The following is a 20111-nucleotide window of genomic DNA, read 5'->3' on the forward strand; positions in this document are numbered from 1 at the left end:
CCGCCGCGCAAACCGCCCCGTCAGGCCGGAACGTACACTTCGTGAATACCGTTGAAGTTCTGTAGCCGCTCGCGCCACCACATCGCCGCGTTGCCGGTGGCGCTGGACTTCCATGCCAGGAACGCCTGGTCGCGGCGGGTTTCGCTATCAAGCTGGCGCTCCACCAGCGCACCGCTTTCCAGATGCGGTGCGGCCAGATAGCGCGGCAGATAGCCGCAGCCGAGCCCCGCCACCTGCGCCTGCACCTTATCGCTGAAGCTATGCACGCTGAGGATCGGCTGATCGTCGAGGATCCTCAGGTCCATCCCCTCCGCATGTCGCGAACTGTCGCGCACGACTACGGCACGGTACTGGCGGATCTGATCGCGCAGCAGCGGCGCGGGCAGCGCGGCCAGCGGATGCTCCGGCGCAATGGCAAAGACATATTCCAGCCAGCCGATAGGCACACACTCAACGCCCGCGTGGCGCGCGGGCTGCTGCACGGCACCAAACACAATATCGGCATCGCCGTAGCTCAGCGCTTCCCAGCATCCGGCCAGCACATCGTGGCGGAACATCAGCCGCGTGTGCTGGTGCTGCTGGTAAAACTCGTCGATCAGCCCGGAGAGCAGTGAAAACGGCACAGAGGCATCCAGACTGATGGTGAGCTTGCTCTCCCAGCCGCTTTCCACGTACTGCGCCTGCTGCTCAAGCTCGCCCACTGCCCGTAATAAGACGCGTCCTTTCTCCAGCATCAGCCTGCCGGTTGGCGTGAATGTCGCGCGATGGCCGGAGCGATCCAGCAGCGTGATATTCAGGTCACTTTCCATTTTCTGCACGGTATAGCTCAGCGCGGAGGCCGTTTTAAACAGCCTGGCCGCCGCTGCGGCAAAGGTGCCGTGCCGGTCCAGCGCATCCAGAATCAGCAGCGCTTCAAGGTTTAATCGCATGGTGTTCCCCAAACCCAAAAATTGTTTAACAACAACCTAAATTCTTTCCGTTATCAACCAAAGCGCGCCTCTCGTATTGTGTAAACACGCAAGACGAACTGCAAACCAACAACTTAACGAGGATTTAAAAATGTCTAAATTTGACCTGCTGGACCCACAGAACTCCACCCTGATTTTCATCGACCACCAGCCACAAATGTCTTTCGGCGTCGCCAACATCGATCGCCAGCAGCTTAAAAATAACACCGTTGCTTTAGCCAAAGCAGGCAAAATTTTTAACGTGCCGACTATTTATACCTCGGTCGAAACCGAAAGCTTCAGCGGCTACATCTGGCCAGAACTGCTGGCGGTTCACCCGGAGTCTACGCCGATTGAACGTACCTCGATGAACTCCTGGGAAGATGAAGCCTTTGTGAAAGCCGTAAAAGCCACCGGCCGTAAAAAGCTGATTATCTCCGCCCTGTGGACTGAAGTGTGTCTGACCTTCCCGGCGCTGATGGCGCTGAAAGAGGGCTTCGAAGTTTACGTGGTGACCGACACTTCCGGCGGCACAAGCGTCGATGCCCACGAGCGCTCCATCGACCGCATGGTGCAGGCCGGTGCAGTACCGGTGACCTGGCAGCAGGTGCTGCTGGAGTACCAGCGCGACTGGTCACGCAAAGAGACCTACGACGCGGTGATGGACCTGGTGCGCGAGCACAGCGGTGCCTACGGCATGGGCGTAGATTACGCCTACACCATGGTCCACAAAGCCCCGGCCCGTAAAGCCTGATCCCCCGGCCCCCGGATCGCATCCGGGGGCGTTTAGGAGAGTAACATGGATTATCCACATCAGCCTGAGCACGTTACCCTGGTCATCACCCACCGTCTGCTGCCGGGTAAGCAGCCGGTGTATGAACAGTGGCTGGAAAAAGTGATGCCGCAGGCGGCATTATTCGACGGCCACCTCGGCGTTAATATTTTAAGGCCGGTTCACGGCGAACAGACCTACACGGTTCTGATCAGGTTCGACACGCTGGATAATCTTTATCGCTGGATTAACTCAACCCAGCGCCATGCGCTGATCGCCGAACTGCCGGCCATGCTGTGCGGCCCGGAGCATATTGAACTGCGGCCGGGCGCGGCATTCTGGTTTACCCCGCCCACCCCGGAGCGTAAGGCACCGAAAAAGTGGAAGCAGTTTCTGATCACCCTCGGGGTTATCTATCCCTCCACCAATCTGGTGCCGTGGTTCTGGGGGGCGGTTCTGCCCGCGGCTAAAGGCACGCCGTGGGGACATTTACTTAACGACGCATCCGTTGTCGCCCTGGTGGTGTTTCTGTGGATGCCGGTGGTAACACGTCTATTCGCTAACTGGCTCGCCCCGCGTGGGAAGTCGAACCTGGAGAGTAATAATGAATAGTGCTTCATTGATCCTGACCAACGGCAACTTCCACACCGTCGATCGCGAAAAACCGCTGGCGACCGCCGTGGCCATCAAAGACGGCAAGTTTCTTGCCGTGGGTAGCGAAGCGGAAGTGATGCAGTTCGCCGGTAACGACACCAAAGTCGTCGATCTGAAGGGCCACACCGGTATTCCGGGCCTGAACGACTCGCACCTGCACCTGATCCGCGGCGGCCTGAACTACAACCTCGAACTGCGCTGGGAAGGGGTGCCTTCGCTGGCCGACGCGCTGCGAATGCTGAAAGAGCAGGCACTGCGCACTCCGAACCCGCAGTGGGTGCGCGTTGTCGGCGGCTGGAACGAATTCCAGTTTGCTGAGCGCCGCATGCCAACGCTGGATGAGATCAATGAAGCCGCGCCGGACACCCCGGTATTTATCCTGCACCTGTACGACCGTGCCCTGCTGAATCGCGCCGCACTGCGCGTGGTGGGCTACACCCGCGATACGCCGAACCCGCCTGGCGGCGAGATCCAGCGCGACAGCAACGGCAATCCGACCGGCATGCTGATTGCCCGCCCGAATGCGATGCTGCTGTATTCAACCCTGGCAAAAGGGCCGAAGCTGCCGCTGGACCAGCAGGTGAACTCCACCCGCCAGTTCATGCGCGAGCTGAACCGCCTGGGCCTGACCAGCGCCATTGATGCGGGCGGCGGTTTCCAGAACTACCCGGACGATTACGAAGTGATCTCGGAGCTGCACGCGAAAAAGCAGCTGACGGTGCGCATCGCCTACAACCTGTTTACCCAGCGCCCCGGCCACGAGCTGGAAGATTTCGAGAAGTGGACCGATATGCTGAAACCGGGCCAGGGAACCGACTTCTATCGCCACAATGGTGCCGGTGAAATGCTGGTGTTCTCCGCCGCCGACTTCGAGGATTTCCTGGAACCGCGCCCGGATCTGGCGCCGGGCATGGAAGATGAGCTGGAGCGCGTGGTACGCCACCTGGTTGAGCACCGCTGGCCGTTCCGCCTGCACGCCACTTACAACGAATCCATCAGCCGGATGCTGGACGTGTTCGAGAAAGTGAACCGCGATATTCCGTTCAACGGCCTGCACTGGTTCTTTGACCATGCGGAAACCATTACCGAAGCCAATATCGATCGCGTTAAGGCGCTCGGTGGCGGTATCGCGGTGCAGCACCGCATGGCCTTCCAGGGGGAATACTTCGCCGATCGCTACGGTAAAGAAGCCGTGAAGCACACGCCGCCGGTCGCCAAAATGCTCAACGCCGGCGTGCCGGTAGGTCTGGGTACCGACGCCACCCGCGTGGCCAGCTACAACCCGTGGACCGCGCTTTACTGGCTGGTTTCCGGCCGCACCGTGGGCGGCATGGCGATGTACGACGACAGTGCCCGTCTGGATCGTGAAACCGCGCTGATGCTGTGGACCCAGGGCAGCTCCTGGTTCTCCAGCGAGCAGGGTAAAAAGGGCCAGATTAAAGTAGGCCAGCTGGCGGACCTCGCGATTCTGTCGCAGGACTACTTCAGCGTCACGGAAGAGGCGATTAAAGGTATTGAATCGGTGCTGACCGTGGTCGATGGCGAAATCGTTTACGCCGCTGGCGGCTTCACCCCGCTGTCGCCGCCGCCGGTGCCGGTGCTGCCGGAGTGGTCACCCGTGGTCACCGTACCCGGCCACTACCGCAGCGCGCCACCGCAGGCTAACGGCCGTGCCGCTTTCGCCTCACAGCCGCACCAGTGCAGCGGCCCCTGCGGTGTGCACAGCCACTCGCACGACGTGGCGCGCCGCTCAACGGTGCCGGTATCGGATGACAATGCCTTCTGGGGCGCGCTGGGCTGCTCCTGCTTTGCGTTCTGATAGCGTCATCTGGCCGCCTCCAGCTGCTGCACGCCCCTTCGCTGTAATCCCTCAGTTATAAAAAAAGCCGGGCTAAGCGTCAGCTTAGCCCGGCTCGATCGTTTAACGGAAAGTTACGGCAGCGCGTAAGCGATCACGTCATCGCCACGGTTGTCGTTGGTTCCGGTACGGGTTGCGCCGCCCGCAACCACCACAATGTACTGCTTGCCGTCTTCACCGATGTAGGTCATCGGTGCGCCCTGTCCACCTACCGGCAGACGACCACGCCACAGCTCTTTACCGGTGTTGTTATCCAGTGCGCGCACGTAGTAGTCCAGAGAACCGTGGAAGAAGGTCAGGCCGCCTTTAGTCACCAGCGGGCCGCCCATGGTTGGCATACCCAGAGGGATGTCCAGACCCGGCGCGACGCCGTGGATTGGCGCATCTTTGATGGTGCCCATCGGCACCTGCCAGCGGGTTTTACCGGTCGCCAGATCGATAGCGGTCATCGAACCGAACGGCGGCTTGAAGCACGGCACGCCCAGCGGAGAGATAAACATGCCGCGCTCAACGCCCCACGGGGTGCCCAGCTGCTCGGAGTATTCCCCTTCGGTGGTTGCCTGCAGGCCACGGGCATCGGCATCTTCACGCTTGATAAACTGGCCCCACTGCGCCATACGGATATCGTTAACGATCAGCGTACCGGTAGAGACGTCAATCGCGCCGCCGCCCCAGTTAAAGCCACCGTAGTAGCCCGGGTAGATCAGCGTACGTTTTTTATCAGACAGCGGAGTGAACTCGCCTTCCCAACGCATCTCTTTGAACTGCACGCGGCAGTAGAGCTGGTCGAAGATTGATGCGCCCCACATATCGGACTCTTTCAGCGCCTTGGTACCCACGGAAATTGCCGAGTACGGCTGGGTTTCGGCCACTTTCATGCCCGGCATTGCGTCGGTAGACACTTTGCGCTGTTCCACTTCCACTACCGGCTTACCGGTACGGCGGTCCAGCACAAATACCTGGCCACGTTTGGTCAGCTGGATCAGCACCGGCGTAACGGTACCGTCTTTGCCCGGCATATCGTACAGAATCGGCTGGGAAGAAACGTCGTAGTCGAACTGATCCTGATTCGCGGTGCGGAAGTGCCACACTTCTTTACCGGTTTTCAGCTCAACGGCCACTACGGAGTCGTTGTACTCGTCAGAGTAAGGATGGCGGTTGCCGGTCCAGAAGTCTGGAGTCTGGTTGCCGGTAGGGAAGTAGGCAATGCCCAGCTTCGCATCGTAGGCCGCCGTGCCCCAGAAGTTCGGGGTTTCGATCGGGTAGATTTCGCCTTCCGGCAGCGGCGTGCTGTCTTTTGCACCGCGCGACGCATCCCATGCCCACAGCAGTTTACCGCTGCGTGAATCATAGCCGCGAACCACGCCGGACGCCTCACCGGTGGTCAGGTTGTCGTTCAGCTTACCGCCCACCATCACCACGCCATCGGCAGCCAACGGCGCAGAAGTCAGGTAGTAAGAGCCGTGCGCGGTCGGGCCCAGGCCGTTCAGCAGGTTAACAAAGCCTTTGTCACCGAAGCTCTCATCCAGCTTGCCGGTTTCGGCATCCAGCGAGAAGATGCGGCCATCGTTCGTGGTGCTGATAATACGCTTGTTGCCAGCAATCGCCGGTTGGCTGCCGTCCTGCGGCGCCTCGCTCAGCTCGGTATACGCCACGCCACGGCAGCGTTTCCAGGTTTTATTACCGGCGGTTTCTTCGATTTTCGGATCGAAGCGCCACTTCTCTTTGCCCGTCACCGGATCCAGCGCAATCACCTTGTTCAGCGGCGTACACACGTACATGGTGTTGCCGACTTTCAGTGGAGTGGTCTGGTACTCAGAACCGTTAATCGCCAGATCGCCGGTGTGATAGGTCCACGCCACTTTCAGATCTTTCACGTTAGCGGTGTTGATCTGGTCGAACTGCGCGAAACGCTGCCCGCCGGTATTACGGCCGTAGGCGGTCCAGTCATTGCCGCTGTCATCCGCCGCTTTCTCATCCAGCACCGGCACGTTGTCTGCGGTGGCTTCCACTTCAGGATGCGGACGGAACATACCGGCAAAGATAGCGATGATACCGAGCGCCAGCACCGCAGAAACGCCGGCGGCCAGCTTGCAGGAAATCACGCGGCCCAGATCGGCTTTACGCAGGGTTGGCGCACTCAGCGTCACCAGCAGCGCAACCACCAGGAAAGTAACCGTACGCGGCACCAGCTGCCAGAAGTCGGTACCGACTTCGCTAAATGCCCAGATCAGGCTGACGATCAGCAGTGCCCAGGCAACATACAGCGCCCAGCCTTTCTGGCGGATCAGACCCAGACCGCTGGCGGCCATTGCCAGACCGGCAGGCAGATAGAACCAGGAACCGCCCAGAGAGATCAGGTACGCGCCGCCCGCCGCCAGGCCTAAGCCCAGCAGCAGAAGCGCAATCCCGATGAGTGTAACCACAATTTTTTTACTGTTATTCATGATCAGATATTTTCCATTAAGAAAAAGTCATTCAGGAAGATAGGGAAAACGACTTTTGCCCAGCACAATGTAGTGTTAATTCTAATTATTTGATTTTAAATACGTAATTCCCGGATTTCGTCCCCCCTCTGCACCCCTTCTGCGGCATATTCTCTGAACGCAGGCAACACTCATCCCTAACCCATTACATTTGCTGTGGATTTGAGTCTGTCTGGTTAATTTATTTAAAAATATGATGCAGTAATGTTTGTTGTTTGTGACTGAGATCAAATGTTACCGGAGTTTGCTACCGTTGGCAAAACTTTGCCAACGGTAGCAACGATAATTGTTCTCAATTTATACGGTGAAGAAACGACGTAGCTAACACTATCGCCAGCGCGTGCTGTCTCCCCGGTGAGGTTTTGTTTATTCTGTGGCTCGCGATCTGAGGCCACGAAGATAAAAACGATGAAAAACAGAGTGAGAGAGAAGCAGCAGCAGAAAGCCACCGCCAGTGACGTTGCCGAACTGGTTGGTGTATCAAAATGGACGGTCCTGCGCGCCTTCAAAAACGGCGCTTCAATCTCACCGAAAGTGCGGGAACAGGTACTGGAAGCCGCTAACCGGCTGGGATTTCGCCCTAACCTGCTGGCCAGAGGGCTGAAACAGCGCAAAACCAACATTATCGGCGTGGTCACCGATGAGTTTAACAACCCGCACACCCTTAAAATGCTTAGCGAAGTCAGCCACCAGTTGAATGAGCGCGGCTATATGATGCTGCTTTTGAACACAGACTCGCAGGAGAACTATCGTTCGGTGCTGGAAATGGCCGGGCAGCTGCAGGTTGATGGGCTGCTGTTTCTCGCCACCATCCTCAGCGACGAACTGATCCTGACGGCGGAAAGCATACATCAGGTGCCCTCGGTTCACGTCTGCCGCAACACCGACACGGCGGATGTCGAAGTGGTCAATATTGACGGCTTCGCCGCCGGGAAGGAGATGGGTCAGCTACTGCTGGATCAGGGCTATCAGCGCTTTGGCTATATGGAAGGCCGCAACACGGTGACCACTCATTTACTGCGCATGGAAGGCTATGAATCGGTGTTACAGGCGACGGGGAAAAAGCTGGATATCCTGCTGAAATGTAACCACTACGATCGCGAAATTGCGTATCGCGCCATGAGTGACTATTTACGGGTCACGCCCGCTGAATCGCGGATTGATGCGCTGTTTTGCGAGAACGACGTGCTGGCTTTCGGGGCAATACAGGCGATTCGTGATTATGATGCCGACCTGCACATCGGCATCGTCGGCTTTGATGACGTGGAAGAGGCGCGAACCACCACCTGGAATCTGACCACCTGGGCGCAGCGCTCCGACCTGCAAATTGCCGAAGCGCTGAACCGTCTGTTAGGTGCCCAGGCTGACGAGCAAGGTCCGTGGCGGTACGGCGAACTGCGTATCCGCCAGTCCCATCTAAACCCTGCAGCCGACCCCCATCAGTGAAGAGAAATAAAGTGATGCACCTTCGGTTTGTCCTCTCCCTGATGGAAGCGGGTCACGCTGCTCTGTAAATCGGCATCGGCATTCGATACCCGCTGGTGCTGGCGCAGGTGCTCGTGCCAGGACTCCACCAGGAACCACTCCATCAGCGTGCCGCTATCGTGGCTGTGTTCCGCAATTCCCCAGGCATAGGCTCCGTCACGGCGGCGCGTCAGCGACAGCTTCTTAATCTCTGCCAGGAACGCCGGGCGATCTTCCACCGCCACCTGATACTCAATCTGAATCATCACCGGACCGCGATCCGTGGTCACGTCACCGCTTAGCTCCGGTGCATCCCAGTGGCCGGAAGGCTGAAGATCCGCTTCACCGGCCGGCAGTTTCAGACGCAGACACAGCAGCGCGGAAACCAGCAGCAGCAGTGCAGCAATAACCAGCGTCGGCACCAGGCCAATCTGCTGGCCGACCAGGCCCCAGACCAGGCTGCCCGCCGCCATCGCACCGTTGAAAATCATCAGGTAGACCGCCAGTCCACGGCCACGCACCCAGTCCGGCAGAACCGCCTGCGCCACACCGTTCAGCGAGGTCAGCGCGGTGATCCAGCTCACGCCCAGCAGGATCATCAGCGGCAGCGCCAGCGCTTTTATCGGCAGCAGGGCAATCACCACCATCACCACCGCAGAGAGCACAGCAGAGAACAGCATCAGTCCGTCAACGTTCATCCGCTGACGCAGCGCAGGCATAATCAGCGCACCGACGATGGCGCCGGTTCCTACCGCGCCCAGCATAATGCCGTAGAATCCGGCGCTGCCCTGCAGCAGGTTACGCGCCACCAGCGGCAGCATCGCCCAGATTGCGCTGGCAAAGAAGAAGTAGATGGCCGCACGCAGCAGCACGCGGTGCAGTTCGCGGCTGGCCTTCACATAACGAATCCCCGCCCGGAATGCGCCGAGGAAATGCTCGGACAGTTCATTTTGCGCTTTATGTGGGCGTTTCCACCAGATCAGCGCGGCGATAACAAACACATAGCTCATTACATCAGCGCCGTAGGCCGCCCAGGCACCCAGTGCCGCCAGCAGCAGACCACCGGCAGCCGGCCCCACCGCACGGGCAATATTAATTCCCAGCGAGTTGAGCGCGACGGCGTTTTTCAGCTGCGGGCGCGGCACCAGCTCCGGCACAATCGCCTGCCAGGCTGGCCCCATCAGCGCGGCACCAATCCCGCCGATAAAGGTTAACGCCACCAGATACTCTACGGTCAGCATATTGTTATGCGACAAAATCAGCAGCGTTCCACTGACGCTGGCCAGCAGCAGCTGCACGAAAATCAGCAGGCGGCGGCGGTCAAGAATATCCGACAGCACCCCCGCAGGGATCGCCAGCAGGAAAATCGGTAAGGTTGCGGCGGTCTGCATCAGCGCGACGGCGGCCGGGTTGGAAGAGAGTCCGGTCACCAGCCAGGAGCTGGCGACGTCGCGCATAAAGCTCCCGGTGTTGCCGAGTATGGTCGCCGCCCAGATAGCGGCAAACAGACCCTGTTTCAGCGGAGCGAAGGCCCCTGATTGCGTTGGGGTGGTCATTTGCTGTTCCTCAAATCATTGCAGGCGACATACACCAGCGCACCCGCCAGTCCGAGGTGTTCAAAAAATCCGTTCATCACCATGCCGCGATCCGCCACCGGCACCTGCCAGAAGGCGTTAGCCATAAAGGTGGCTGAGAAGGTAAACAGCGCCAGGGCCAACGCGCCCAGCCAGCGCAGGCGGCCGCTAAGGATCATCAGTGATGCGCCCAGTTCCAGCACAATCACCGCAGCGGCCATCGGAGCCGCAGGCGACAGACCAAAATGCTGCATCTCGGCTATCGCTCCGGGGAAATCCAGTAGCTTGACCAGGCCGCCCTGAATATAGGCGGAACAGAGGGCTAACAGCGCCAGCCAGCGAACGGCCGGGAACGGCACGCGAGACGTTAAAGCAGGAATAAGGGCATTACGCATGATTCTCTCCTGCCGGAACCGCCTTCAGGCCAGTTCCGGCACCGGGTTAATGGATCAGGCCTTACGGGCCGGGGCTTTGTGAACCAGGGTGTAGGCGTAATCCACGCCCATGCCGTAGGCACCGCTGTGCTCGCGCACCAGGTCCATCACCGCGTCGTAGGTCTCTTTGCGTGACCAGTCGCGCTGGTACTCCAGCAGCACCTGCTGCCAGGTCACCGGTACCGCACCGGCCTGCACCATGCGGTCAATCGAGCGCTCGTGGGCATCGACGCTGGTGCCGCCGGAAGTGTCGGTCACCACGTAAACTTCGAAGCCTTCTTTCAGCGCCATCAGCGCCGGGAAGGTCAGACACACTTCGGTCCACAGGGCGGAGATAATCAGTTTTTTGCGGCCGGTGGCTTTTACGGCTTTCACAAAGGCTTCATCTTCCCAGGAGTTCATTGAGGTACGCTCAATCGGGGTGGACTCCGGGTGAACCGCCAGCAGCTCCGGCCAGATGTAGCCGCTGAAGCTTTCGGTTTCAACAGAGGTATAAATAGTCGGCACGTTAAAAATCTTGCCCGCTTTGGCTAAAGCAACGGTGTTATTTTTAAGCTGCTGGCGATCGATATTGGCAACGCCGAAGGACATCTGCGGCTGGTGGTCGATGAAAATCAGGGTAGAGTTCTGTGGGTCCAGCAGGTCGAATTTAGACATTTTCAATTCCTCTTAATATTTCGTTTTTCAATTTTGTGAGTGATGTTGTGCTGCTGGAAATAAGATTACGGCAGGAGATGAAAAGCAGATAGCGGAAAGAATTTAGCAACTCGTTAAGATTTTTTTGACAGGTTTTTAGCCATTATATAGAAGAGTTTATCCATCTATATCAGTCAGATAAGTTGATAAGAATTTTCTAACAAGTTATCAAAATCTATCCGGTATCTATCATTCGGCAGGGCATCTAAGATTCATTCCAACAAGACGTAATTAACCTAATTAACGATTCGAGGAAATAACCATGAGCACATTCAACACGCAGGACGGCACGCAAATCTATTACAAAGACTGGGGTACAGGTAAGCCGGTACTGTTCAGCCACGGCTGGCCGCTGGATGCCGACATGTGGGACAGCCAGATGAATTTCCTCGCCGAGCGCGGCTACCGCGTAATTGCCTTTGACCGCCGTGGTTTTGGCCGTTCGGAGCAGCCGTGGGAAGGATACAACTACGATACGTTCGCTTCCGACATTCACGACCTGATCCAGCACCTTGACCTGAACGACGTGACCCTGGTGGGCTTCTCTATGGGCGGCGGTGATGTGTCCCGCTACATTGGCCGCTACGGCAGCGAGCGCATCAACGCGCTGGTTCTGCTGGGGGCCGTAACGCCAATCTTCGGCCAGACTGAAGACTACCCGCAAGGGGTTGAGCAGTCGGTGTTCGCCGGTATCCGTGACGGCCTGCGTAAAGACCGCGCTCAGTTTATCAGCGACTTTAACACGCCGTTCTTCGGCACCAACGCAGGCCAGACCGTCTCTGAAGGCGTACTGACCCAGACGCTGAATATCGCCCTGCTGGCCTCGCTGAAAGGCACCATTGACTGTGTGACCGCCTTCTCGGAAACCGATTTCCGCGGTGATATGGCGAAAATTGACGTGCCGACACTGGTTATCCACGGCAGCAACGACCAGATCGTGCCGTTTGAAACCACCGGCAAACAGGCGGCGGAGATGATCAAAGGATCAACGCTGAAGGTCTACGACAATGCGCCACACGGCTTCGCGGTAACGCATCAGGACCAGCTGAATCAGGATCTGCTGGCCTTCCTGCAGCGCTAATTTTACTTCTCATTAAAGGGGGCGATTATTGCAATCGCCCCCTTTTTTATTGCTCATTTTTTTCGGCACGCAGGTAGCATCGATCGCTGCACAAAATGGTTAGCCGATAATCAAAGCTCTTGTTTGTCAGGTTCAGTGCCATTGATCAAACGATGCTCCCGGGTATGCCATATGCGAAGAATGGAGACCGTCTCTTCTTGAAACTCATAGCGCATTTCATAATGCCCGAGGATGAGTCGCCGAACGTCTCGCGGATGATACGCCTTTAAAGCGGCTCCACTGCGCGGATAGACAGTAAGATTATTTGCAGCCGTTACCAGCGATTGTACCGCGCCAGCAGCGGCCAGAGGATTAACCTGTTCCAGAAAGCGATAAATACGGTCGAGGTCGTCAATCGCCGGCTGCGTCCAAAGCAACGCCATTACCGTTTACCGGATTTGGGTACCGATAAGGGCTTCTCTGTGCCTAAACTTGTCGCCCATTGCATCACATCATCATGGGCAACAACGCGGCCTTCATCCACAGCGGCCAGTGCTTCCAGCGTCATCTGATGACGCTGCTCTTCCTGGTCAATTAAATCCTGTAGGGCCTGCTTTATCAGCATTTCCTGTGAGCAACTGTAGTCCGCCGCTATCCGATCGAGTTTCTCTGCCATTTCCAGGGTAACACAGGCGCTAACCGCACGTGTTTTTGTCTGTCCCATAATGGAGCTCTCATAATGTGCTTCAATTCTAATCATACTAAATCATCCTGATCTCACCCGCCAGCAGTCGGGTTCTGTGCCACACGCCTGAAAAATCTGCGCGACTCCATGTGAATAGACACCGCTATTTATGCCACAGCTTGTCCGTTAGCGCTGGTATTTTGACCGATTAACCGAGGCCGCTCGCAAATTCGCAGCCTAAAATCCAACGGCTACGGAAAAGCAAAAAATCACCCGCGTGCCGCCAGCCACACCGCGTAGGCTTCATCCCAAATTGCGGCCGGCGTGCCCACTTTACCCAGCCCAAAACCGTGGCCGCCCTTGGAAATGCGGATCATCTGGACCGAAACGCCCATCCGGCGGCAGGTATCGTGCATGATCACGCTGTTTTCCGGGTTGGAGGTGGTGTCGTCTTCCGCCTGCGCCATAAACAGCGGCGGATAGGCGCGAGTCACGTAGTTCTGCACCGACCAGCTGGCCTCTTCGGCGGGAGAAGGATGGTTACCGACCAGCGACAGATGGGTATTGGTATGGGTGTAAGGGGGTTCGAGGGTGATCACCGGATAAATCAGCCCCACGCTCTCAACCTTCAGCGACAGCTGGTCCAGCGCATCCTGCGGCTGATAGGCGTTATAGTCGGGTCGGGCGGCGGCCATGCCGAACAGGTGCCCCCCGGCGGAAAACCCGAGCAGATGTACGCTACGCTCCATTGAACGCACCAGGCGGATCGCCCGCTGGGCATCCTGCAGCGCCACCAGGTTACCGTCCTGCCAGTGTTCGCCGGGCAGACGATAGCTGAGTACGTAGGCGGTGTAACCCTTCGAGGCCAGCCATCGCGCTACCGGCCAGCCTTCGCGCCCCATACCTATCCAGCGATATCCGCCACCGGCGGCAATCAGTACGGCTTTACCGTTCGGTTCTTCCGGCTGAAAACGCTGAATGCCGGGGCTGACGATATTCGACCACGAGCCGTTAGGCGAAATGCGCAGCGCCCCTTTCGGCCCGCCGCCGCCCGGCGGTTCTTCCGGCCACAGTGGGAAAAAGTCCTGACGGGCGAACAGGTTATCGGTGCTCATAGCAAGGACAAACGCGCCGGAGCCGAGCAGCAGGCGGCGGCGACTAATCATCGTACATATCCAACATTCTCAGCAGGAAACAGGGAAGGTATCGTTGAGCGCCAGGACGGCGGTTCTCAGTGGCGAAATAGTATTCACAACCGTGGCAAAATGCTACAGGGGTCACACTTTTTTCATCACTAAATGTGGGATTACTCAGACGGGAAAACGCAATAGCGGGTCCTGCTGATTCAGGACCCGGCGGGAAGATTACTTCACGTTCTTTTTGGTGAATGCTTCGTAGTTTTCTTTGGTGATCACCTGATACGGGATCCACATAAATTTGTCGGTATTTTTACCGTCGATCACCTGCTTCGCCATGGTGACAGCGCCCACGCCCTGGCCCGCCGCATCCTGGAACACGGTTAATGCCAGCTTGCCGTTTTTAATAAACTGCAGGGCATCCGGGGTGCCGTCGATACCGGCGACCAGGATATCTTTTTTACCGCTCTGGCCGAGCGCCATAATTGCACCGATGGCCATTTCATCGTTGTTAGCGGCAATCGCATCGATTTTTTCGCCGGAGAGTAGCCAGCCGGAGGTCACATCCACCGCTTCGTTACGCATCCACTGGGCAGACTGCTTCTCGATCACTTTCATATCTTTATACTTAGCGATCACTTCTTCCGTGGCTTTGGTACGCTGGCGCGCTTCCTCCGCCGACAGCGCGCCCATCAGAATGGCGACGTTGCCTTTGTAATTCATCTTTTTCGCCAGCGCTTCCATCTCCATCTGGCCGCCCAGCATCGAGTCGGAGCCGACGTAGGCCATCTTGCCGGTCAGCTCAACTTCCGGCTTACGGTTCACGAAGATCAGCGGGATATTGGCTTTGGTGGCCGCATCCATCATTCTTTTCACGCCCTGAGTATCCACCGGGTTGAGAATAATCGCGTCAACGCCCTGATTAATGAAGTTCTCAACCTGCTGAACCTGCACCGCCACATCGCCCTTGGCATCTTCAAACTGTCCCTGAATATTCTCCTTCTTCATCTCATTCGCCATCTGGGTGCGCAGAATAGAAACAAAGTTAAGATCGAAGTTGGCCAGCGCAACGCCAATGCGCAGGTCTTTCGCCTGGGATGCCGGTGCCAGCGCCATAGCGCAAACGAGCAGTGCGATTTTTTTCGTGTTCATAGCGTGATTCCTGTAGGTGTAGGTAAGTTATTATTTTTTAACTGCAAACTACTGATGAACGACTGATTGCTTAAAAAATTGCGGCCAGGGCTGGCCGCATCGGTACTGCATTACTCAAAGTGCGCTTTAAAGCTTGCCAGGGCGGTTTCACTGTCCCCTGACGCCCAGCCTTCCAGCGCAATTACCCCCCGGTAATTCATGGCACGCAGCGCCTTCGCCACCGCGCGATAGTTGATCTCTCCGGTGCCCGGCTCACAGCGGCCCGGCACGTCCGCCACCTGAATTTCACCAATAGCACCGCCGCTGCGCTGCACCAGCTCAATCAGGTTGCCCTCGCCGATCTGCGCGTGGTAGAGGTCCAGATTCATCTTCAGATACGGGCTGTTAACCGCTTCTACCAGCGCCAGGGTATCCGCCGCTTTGGCGAACGGCGTACGCGGATGATCGACAGCGGTATTGAGGTTTTCCAGAGTGAACACCCGGCCGGCTTTCTCGCCCAGCGCCGCCAGCTTCTCCAGCGTTCTCACCGCTTTCACCCACATCTCGCCGGTGACGATATCCACCGGCTTCACCGGCAGGCCCTTGTTATCCAGCCCGGTGCCGTGCAGGTTCAGCGACGGGCAGTTCAGCCGCGCGGCCACCGCCAGCGACTCTTCGGCGCTGCTCAGCAGGTTTTCAATTTCCGCATCGTCGGTCAGGTTGCCGGTCAGATAACCGGTCATTGAGGTGAAGCGCGCACCGGTCGCCGCCAATGCAGCGATATCTTTGTTTTCCCAGTGCCAGATCTCCACGCCGAAGCCCAACTGGTGAATGCGCTGCACGCGTTCAATAAATGGCAGATCGAGGAAAACCATTTCGGCACTGACGGACAGGCTGTAATCGGACATGGTGGCGATCCTTATAATTTAACCGGGAGGTTCTGCTGCACGGAGGCGATACAGGCCAGCGCAATCGCCAGCGCGTTACGCGCATCTTCACCGGTGGCACGCGGGGTTTCGCCAGTGGCGGCGCAGCGCACAAACTCGGTCAGTTCCGCAACGTAGGCGTCGGCCAGCAGGTCGGTATCCTGGCGCGAGGTATCAATCGAGATGCCTTCCGCCGTGTAACGCACCGCGTTGTTAACGTTGATATTGCCGATTTGCAGCATGCCGTTGCTGCCAAACACTTCGCCGCGGACGTCGTAGCCGTACACCGCCTGGAAGTTGGCTTCGGCAATGGCGATTGCACCGTTATCAAAGCGGATGGTGACCACGGAGGTATCCAGCAGGCCTTTGTCTTTAAAGTCCGGGCGCACCAGCGCATCGGCCATGGCATAGACTTCCACCGGCTTCGCGCCCGGGTTGCAGTGCAGCAGGGTGTCAAAGTCGTGGATCAGCGTTTCCAGATAGATCGTCCACGGTGGGATCGGCGTAGGATCGCGCAGCGGGGCCGGGTCGCGGGTCAGCGAGCGCAGCAGCTGCGGGGTGCCGATTTTACCGGCCTTGATTTCCGCCAGCGCGGCGGCGAATCCGCTGGCGAAGCGGCGGTTAAAGCCCACCTGCAGCACCACACCGGCTTCGCGAGCGGCGGCAATGGCGCGATCGGCTTCTTCAAGGGTCACGGCCATCGGTTTTTCACAGAAGACGTGCTTACCGGCGCGCGCGGCGGCGACCACCAGTTCAGCATGGGTACGCGCCGGGGAAACGATCACCACCGCGTCAATGTCCGGGCTGTCGAGCATTGCCTGCGGCTCGCTGTAGAAGCTTTCCACGCCGAGTTTTTCCGCCAGGCGCTGTGCGGCCCCCGGTACCGGATCGGCCACCGCCGCCAGCACCGCACCCGGTATACGCTGAGCCAGAGAGGTGGCGTGGAAGCTCCCCATCCGTCCCGCGCCAATCAGACCTACGCGCACGATTTTTTTTGTTGCAGACATCTTGTTCCCCTTCAGGTTACTGGCAGACATTCGTTGTGTCTTTGATATAAGCAAACGCTATGCCAGCCTGACAAACCCCTGACGGCGCGCTTTTCTCTGCCCACTGCGATCACAAAATGGACATAAAAAAAACATGTCAAGTTAACATGTCGATAAAATGGACATTCCATTTAGCGGAGGGAAGAGCATGAGTCATCCACCTATCGTCACCGCCGCCATAGGCGAAGCGGGCGACGGCAAACTGAGCCTGCCGGAGAACAGTCAGGAAGCCCGGCGCTGGGATGCACTGCTTGAGCAGGCCCGCCGTGATTTTGATGCTGGCAAAGAGCCGGCCTTTGTGCGCCCCGACATTCTGCACTCGTGGCAATACAGCCGCGATGCCGGTATCGACCCGGATTTTTTTGCCTATACCTTCCCGCCACAGGACGAGGTGAAGCAGATACTGACGGATAACGCCGTGCTGATTGAAGTCGCCAGAAGCATTATGGAAAATCTGCTGGCCTATAATCCCGACGGCCATATCAATCTCACCGACGCCAACGGTATCACCCTCTCCTACTGCGGTCTGGATATCACCCCGGTGGGCAGCATCCTGCGTGAATCCGAAATGGGGACCAACTGCACCGCGCGATGCCTGAAGCAGCAGCGGCTGGTCTATCTGCTCAGCGGTGAAAACTGGAAGTTTGCCCTGCGCAGCCGCCACTATCCCTGTGCCGCCGCGCCGATCCGCGATGCCGATGGGCGGATGATTGCCGTACTGACGCTGACCGCCACCCAGGATAACTTCCACTATCACACCCTTGGCACCGTGCAGGCGGCGGCGGAAGCGGTGGGCCAGCAGCTGATCCTCCGCGCCCTGCTGGCGGAGCAGAAGTCGATCCTGGAAACACTGAATGAAGGGGTGATCGTGCTGGATCGCAGCGGGACGATCAAAACCATCAACCGCTACGCGCGGCAGATCTTTCACGGCTTCGCCCGCACCGGTCATCAGGTGGACGCGGTGCTGAATCCGCAAAACGCACGGCTGGCGACCATGACCTTCTGCAACGACCGTGAAGTGGTGTTTGTACCGTCAGAAAATCAGCACGTCTCCTGCCTGGTGTCGGTGATGCCCGCGCCAACCGGTGGCAAGATTATCGCCCTGCGGGAAAACCAGCGTATCCGCGCCATTACCCGCCGGGTGATGGGCGTTAACGCCAGCTATACCTTTGACATGCTGTGCGGCAGTGCACCGGCGCTGATGGTGGCAATGGAAAAAGCGCGCAGCAGCTGCCGCAGCGACAGTACTGTCCTGCTGACCGGCGAAAGCGGCACCGGCAAAGAGCTGTTTGCTCAGGCGATCCATAACGAAAGCCCGCGCAGCGGCGAGGCGTTTATCGCCGTGAACTGCGGCGCGCTGCCGCGCGATTTGGTCCAGAGCGAGCTGTTTGGTTACGCCGACGGCGCGTTTACCGGATCGCGGCGCGGCGGGGCGGCGGGGAAATTTGAGCTGGCCGACGGCGGCACCTTATTCCTCGATGAGATTGGCGATATGCCGCTGGAGGCGCAAACCAGCCTGCTGCGCGTATTGCAGGAGAGTGAGGTGGTGCGCATCGGCGCGTCGCAGGCGGTGAAGGTGAACGTGCGGATTATTGCCGCCACCAACTGCAACCTGCTGAAGGCGGTGGAAACCGGCGCGTTTCGCCGCGATCTGTACTACCGGCTGAACGTCATCTCGATTCCTATTCCGGCCCTGCGCGAGCGCAGCAGCGATATTCCGGCGCTCACCGAATGGTTCCGCGAAAAGGTCTGCACCCAGCTGAAAAAGGTGAACGTGCAGTTTACTTCAGGAGCGATAGAGGCGCTGTGCCGCTATCCGTGGCCGGGCAACGTGCGCGAGCTGGAAAATATTATTGAGCGGGTGATCAACACCCATGACGGGCTGCATATTGACGCCGGTGACCTGCCGGAAGAGGTGATCCAGGCGGGCCGCTTACCGCCGGAGTTGGCGGTTTCACGGAGCACCGCCACCCATACTGTCCGGCTGGATGAGAATGAGCGGGTGCATATTATTGCCACGCTAAATTCGCTCAACGGCAATCTGCGGCAGGCCGCACAACAGATGGGCCTGTCGCGTGCCGGGCTGTATAACAAACTGAAGAAGTACGCGATAAGCGTGGATGAGTTTCGCCGGTAGCGCAGCGCTACCGGCGAGAGTCTGAGCGAATCAGATTAACGTTTTGTCTTTATCTTTGCGCGACATGCTGTCGAGGTAACCCATCACAAAGGCGGACAGCACGAAGGTCAGGTGAATAATCACATACCACAGCAGCTTGTTGTCGGGCACGTTGCGCGCGTCCATAAAGATCCGCAGCAGGTGGATCGAGGAGATCGCCACAATCGACGCCGCGACTTTGTTCTTCAGCGAGCCGGAGTCCATTTTTCCCAGCCAGCTAAGCTTCTCGCGGTGCTCATCAATATCCAGCTTGGAAACGAAGTTTTCATAGCCGGAAAGCATCACCATCACCAGCAGTCCGCCGACCAGGGTCATGTCGATCATCGACAGCAGCATCAGCACCATGTCGTTTTCGGACATCTCCAGCACATGCGGCAGCAGGTGGAAGACTTCCTGGAAAAACTTAATGCCCAGCGCCAGCAGGCCCAGCGACAGCCCAAGGTAGATTGGAGCCAACAGCCAACGTGAGGTGTAAATCAGATTTTCAACGAAACGTTCCATAGCATCCAGTTCAGAGTTCAACACGGCGCACAGTATAACTGATGGTCGATGAACTTTAAGCAGGGGGAGAGGCGGGAACGGGAACAATTTAAACGACTTTACGTTGCGGGAAGATAATCCCGCAGCGAAGGAGACCGGCCAGCGAATGGCCGACGGCGTTAGTGATACTGGCGATACTGCACGCGGTAGTCGCGCGGGGTGACGTTGAAGTGCTTTTTAAACACCCGCTGGAAGCACTGCTGGGAAGAGAAGCCCAGATCCATCGAAATGGTCATAATGCTTTTGGTGGAATTAATCAGGCACTGTGCGGCCTGATCCAGTCGGCGGCTGCGGATAAAGCTCGCCAGCGTAATGCCCTTTTTTTCTTTAAACGCGCGCTGCAGGTGCCACTTGGAGTAGCCCGATTTTGCCGCCACGGCCTCGATATTCAGGCCCTCTTCCAGATGCTGATCGATCCAGTCCACGATAACGTCTACGATTTCATTTTTCATTTCTACACACTCCACAACGGCAGCGAATTACCCGCATCTGCTTCTGCCATTCATATTTTACGATGGAATTATCT

General features: G+C 57.8%; 19 protein-coding genes. 6 read left to right on the forward strand and 13 right to left on the reverse strand.

The genetic code is table 11. The features are described 5' to 3' along the window. Positions 1-20 precede the first annotated feature (20 nt). Positions 21-929, reverse strand: coding sequence for a LysR family transcriptional regulator (locus EC836_RS14500; protein ID WP_123334301.1), 909 nt, complete (start codon positions 927-929; stop codon positions 21-23). 130 nt (positions 930-1059) lie between these two features. On the opposite strand from EC836_RS14500, the gene EC836_RS14505 reads away from it, so the two are divergent. From EC836_RS14505 to EC836_RS14515, 3 genes are read left to right on the forward strand one after another with little or no spacing between them, the layout of a single operon-like run. Then, a complete protein-coding gene (locus tag EC836_RS14505) occupies positions 1060-1701 on the forward strand; it encodes a hydrolase (RefSeq protein WP_123334303.1) in 642 nt (213 codons plus the stop codon). Between the two features lie 45 nt (positions 1702-1746). Then, positions 1747-2331: an antibiotic biosynthesis monooxygenase gene (locus EC836_RS14510; RefSeq protein ID WP_123334305.1), complete on the forward strand. Its 585-nt coding sequence runs from the start codon at positions 1747-1749 to the stop codon at positions 2329-2331. Continuing rightward, complete coding sequence (locus EC836_RS14515) at positions 2324-4192, forward strand: amidohydrolase (RefSeq protein WP_123334308.1); 1869 nt, start codon at positions 2324-2326, stop codon at positions 4190-4192. Before EC836_RS14510 ends, EC836_RS14515 begins: the two co-directional genes overlap by 8 nt. A gap of 113 nt (positions 4193-4305) precedes the next feature. Here EC836_RS14515 and EC836_RS14520 read toward each other — a convergent pair whose 3' ends face one another. Next, entirely contained in the window at positions 4306-6678 is a 2373-nt protein-coding gene (locus tag EC836_RS14520) for a membrane-bound PQQ-dependent dehydrogenase, glucose/quinate/shikimate family (protein WP_123334310.1), read from the reverse strand. 447 nt (positions 6679-7125) lie between these two features. Here EC836_RS14520 and EC836_RS14525 point away from each other — a divergent pair, with 447 nt between their 5' ends. Continuing rightward, complete coding sequence (locus EC836_RS14525) at positions 7126-8163, forward strand: LacI family DNA-binding transcriptional regulator (protein ID WP_123334312.1); 1038 nt, start codon at positions 7126-7128, stop codon at positions 8161-8163. Here EC836_RS14525 and EC836_RS14530 read toward each other — a convergent pair. Genes EC836_RS14530 through EC836_RS14540 form a run of 3 tightly spaced genes read right to left on the reverse strand, consistent with a single transcriptional unit; the run spans position 8157 to position 10846 of the window. Then, positions 8157-9737, reverse strand: coding sequence for an MFS transporter (locus EC836_RS14530; protein WP_123334314.1), 1581 nt, complete (start codon positions 9735-9737; stop codon positions 8157-8159). The genes EC836_RS14525 and EC836_RS14530 overlap by 7 nt on opposite strands. Continuing rightward, complete coding sequence (locus EC836_RS14535; protein WP_123334316.1) at positions 9734-10150, reverse strand: DoxX family protein; 417 nt, start codon at positions 10148-10150, stop codon at positions 9734-9736. Before EC836_RS14535 ends, EC836_RS14530 begins: the two co-directional genes overlap by 4 nt. Positions 10151-10204: 54 nt before the next feature. Next, complete coding sequence (locus EC836_RS14540; RefSeq protein ID WP_105593567.1) at positions 10205-10846, reverse strand: hydrolase; 642 nt, start codon at positions 10844-10846, stop codon at positions 10205-10207. Positions 10847-11147: 301 nt separating this feature from the next. On the opposite strand from EC836_RS14540, the gene EC836_RS14545 reads away from it, so the two are divergent. Next, entirely contained in the window at positions 11148-11966 is an 819-nt protein-coding gene (locus EC836_RS14545) for an alpha/beta fold hydrolase (protein ID WP_123334318.1), read from the forward strand. A 110-nt stretch (positions 11967-12076) separates the two neighbouring features. Here EC836_RS14545 and EC836_RS14550 read toward each other — a convergent pair whose 3' ends face one another. The 6 genes from EC836_RS14550 to EC836_RS14575 all read right to left on the reverse strand — a co-directional run bounded on the left by EC836_RS14550 (position 12077) and on the right by EC836_RS14575 (position 16830). Beyond that, on the reverse strand, positions 12077-12388 hold the full coding sequence (locus tag EC836_RS14550; RefSeq protein ID WP_123334320.1) for a type II toxin-antitoxin system RelE/ParE family toxin: 312 nt from the start codon (positions 12386-12388) through the stop codon (positions 12077-12079). Continuing rightward, positions 12388-12705, reverse strand: coding sequence for a CopG family ribbon-helix-helix protein (locus tag EC836_RS14555; RefSeq protein WP_199735179.1), 318 nt, complete (start codon positions 12703-12705; stop codon positions 12388-12390). Before EC836_RS14555 ends, EC836_RS14550 begins: the two co-directional genes overlap by 1 nt. Positions 12706-12899: 194 nt before the next feature. Then, on the reverse strand, positions 12900-13796 hold the full coding sequence (locus EC836_RS14560; RefSeq protein ID WP_123334322.1) for an alpha/beta hydrolase: 897 nt from the start codon (positions 13794-13796) through the stop codon (positions 12900-12902). A gap of 198 nt (positions 13797-13994) precedes the next feature. After that, a complete protein-coding gene (locus tag EC836_RS14565; RefSeq protein ID WP_123334324.1) occupies positions 13995-14918 on the reverse strand; it encodes a substrate-binding domain-containing protein in 924 nt (307 codons plus the stop codon). Positions 14919-15028: 110 nt separating this feature from the next. Further along, positions 15029-15805: a TIM barrel protein gene (locus EC836_RS14570; RefSeq protein WP_123334327.1), complete on the reverse strand. Its 777-nt coding sequence runs from the start codon at positions 15803-15805 to the stop codon at positions 15029-15031. A gap of 11 nt (positions 15806-15816) precedes the next feature. After that, positions 15817-16830, reverse strand: coding sequence for a Gfo/Idh/MocA family oxidoreductase (locus EC836_RS14575; RefSeq protein ID WP_123334329.1), 1014 nt, complete (start codon positions 16828-16830; stop codon positions 15817-15819). Positions 16831-17017: 187 nt separating this feature from the next. On the opposite strand from EC836_RS14575, the gene EC836_RS14580 reads away from it, so the two are divergent. Further along, positions 17018-19006 carry a sigma-54-dependent Fis family transcriptional regulator gene (locus tag EC836_RS14580; RefSeq protein ID WP_123334331.1) on the forward strand — a complete coding sequence of 663 codons (1989 nt, stop codon included), beginning with the start codon at positions 17018-17020 and terminating at the stop codon, positions 19004-19006. A gap of 30 nt (positions 19007-19036) precedes the next feature. Here EC836_RS14580 and EC836_RS14585 read toward each other — a convergent pair whose 3' ends face one another. Together EC836_RS14585 and EC836_RS14590 are read right to left on the reverse strand one after the other, a co-directional pair. After that, a complete protein-coding gene (locus EC836_RS14585; RefSeq protein ID WP_123334333.1) occupies positions 19037-19546 on the reverse strand; it encodes a TIGR00645 family protein in 510 nt (169 codons plus the stop codon). A gap of 158 nt (positions 19547-19704) precedes the next feature. Beyond that, positions 19705-20037 carry a helix-turn-helix domain-containing protein gene (locus tag EC836_RS14590; RefSeq protein ID WP_123334335.1) on the reverse strand — a complete coding sequence of 111 codons (333 nt, stop codon included), beginning with the start codon at positions 20035-20037 and terminating at the stop codon, positions 19705-19707. Positions 20038-20111 lie beyond the last annotated feature (74 nt).

Source organism: Erwinia sp. JUb26, assembly GCF_003751505.1.
GTDB lineage: Bacteria > Pseudomonadota > Gammaproteobacteria > Enterobacterales > Enterobacteriaceae > Erwinia.

Bases quoted from the DNA above. Each gene is read 5' to 3' on its own strand.
- EC836_RS14500 (WP_123334301.1), bottom strand. From the start codon at position 929: ATGCGATTAAACCTTGAAGCGCTGCTGATTCTGGATGCGCTGGACCGG.
- EC836_RS14505 (WP_123334303.1), top strand. From the start codon at position 1,060: ATGTCTAAATTTGACCTGCTGGACCCACAGAACTCCACCCTGATTTTC.
- EC836_RS14510 (WP_123334305.1), top strand. From the start codon at position 1,747: ATGGATTATCCACATCAGCCTGAGCACGTTACCCTGGTCATCACCCAC.
- EC836_RS14515 (WP_123334308.1), top strand. From the start codon at position 2,324: ATGAATAGTGCTTCATTGATCCTGACCAACGGCAACTTCCACACCGTC.
- EC836_RS14520 (WP_123334310.1), bottom strand. From the start codon at position 6,678: ATGAATAACAGTAAAAAAATTGTGGTTACACTCATCGGGATTGCGCTT.
- EC836_RS14525 (WP_123334312.1), top strand. From the start codon at position 7,126: ATGAAAAACAGAGTGAGAGAGAAGCAGCAGCAGAAAGCCACCGCCAGT.
- EC836_RS14530 (WP_123334314.1), bottom strand. From the start codon at position 9,737: ATGACCACCCCAACGCAATCAGGGGCCTTCGCTCCGCTGAAACAGGGT.
- EC836_RS14535 (WP_123334316.1), bottom strand. From the start codon at position 10,150: ATGCGTAATGCCCTTATTCCTGCTTTAACGTCTCGCGTGCCGTTCCCG.
- EC836_RS14540 (WP_105593567.1), bottom strand. From the start codon at position 10,846: ATGTCTAAATTCGACCTGCTGGACCCACAGAACTCTACCCTGATTTTC.
- EC836_RS14545 (WP_123334318.1), top strand. From the start codon at position 11,148: ATGAGCACATTCAACACGCAGGACGGCACGCAAATCTATTACAAAGAC.
- EC836_RS14550 (WP_123334320.1), bottom strand. From the start codon at position 12,388: ATGGCGTTGCTTTGGACGCAGCCGGCGATTGACGACCTCGACCGTATT.
- EC836_RS14555 (WP_199735179.1), bottom strand. From the start codon at position 12,705: ATGATTAGAATTGAAGCACATTATGAGAGCTCCATTATGGGACAGACA.
- EC836_RS14560 (WP_123334322.1), bottom strand. From the start codon at position 13,796: ATGATTAGTCGCCGCCGCCTGCTGCTCGGCTCCGGCGCGTTTGTCCTT.
- EC836_RS14565 (WP_123334324.1), bottom strand. From the start codon at position 14,918: ATGAACACGAAAAAAATCGCACTGCTCGTTTGCGCTATGGCGCTGGCA.
- EC836_RS14570 (WP_123334327.1), bottom strand. From the start codon at position 15,805: ATGTCCGATTACAGCCTGTCCGTCAGTGCCGAAATGGTTTTCCTCGAT.
- EC836_RS14575 (WP_123334329.1), bottom strand. From the start codon at position 16,830: ATGTCTGCAACAAAAAAAATCGTGCGCGTAGGTCTGATTGGCGCGGGA.
- EC836_RS14580 (WP_123334331.1), top strand. From the start codon at position 17,018: ATGAGTCATCCACCTATCGTCACCGCCGCCATAGGCGAAGCGGGCGAC.
- EC836_RS14585 (WP_123334333.1), bottom strand. From the start codon at position 19,546: ATGGAACGTTTCGTTGAAAATCTGATTTACACCTCACGTTGGCTGTTG.
- EC836_RS14590 (WP_123334335.1), bottom strand. From the start codon at position 20,037: ATGAAAAATGAAATCGTAGACGTTATCGTGGACTGGATCGATCAGCAT.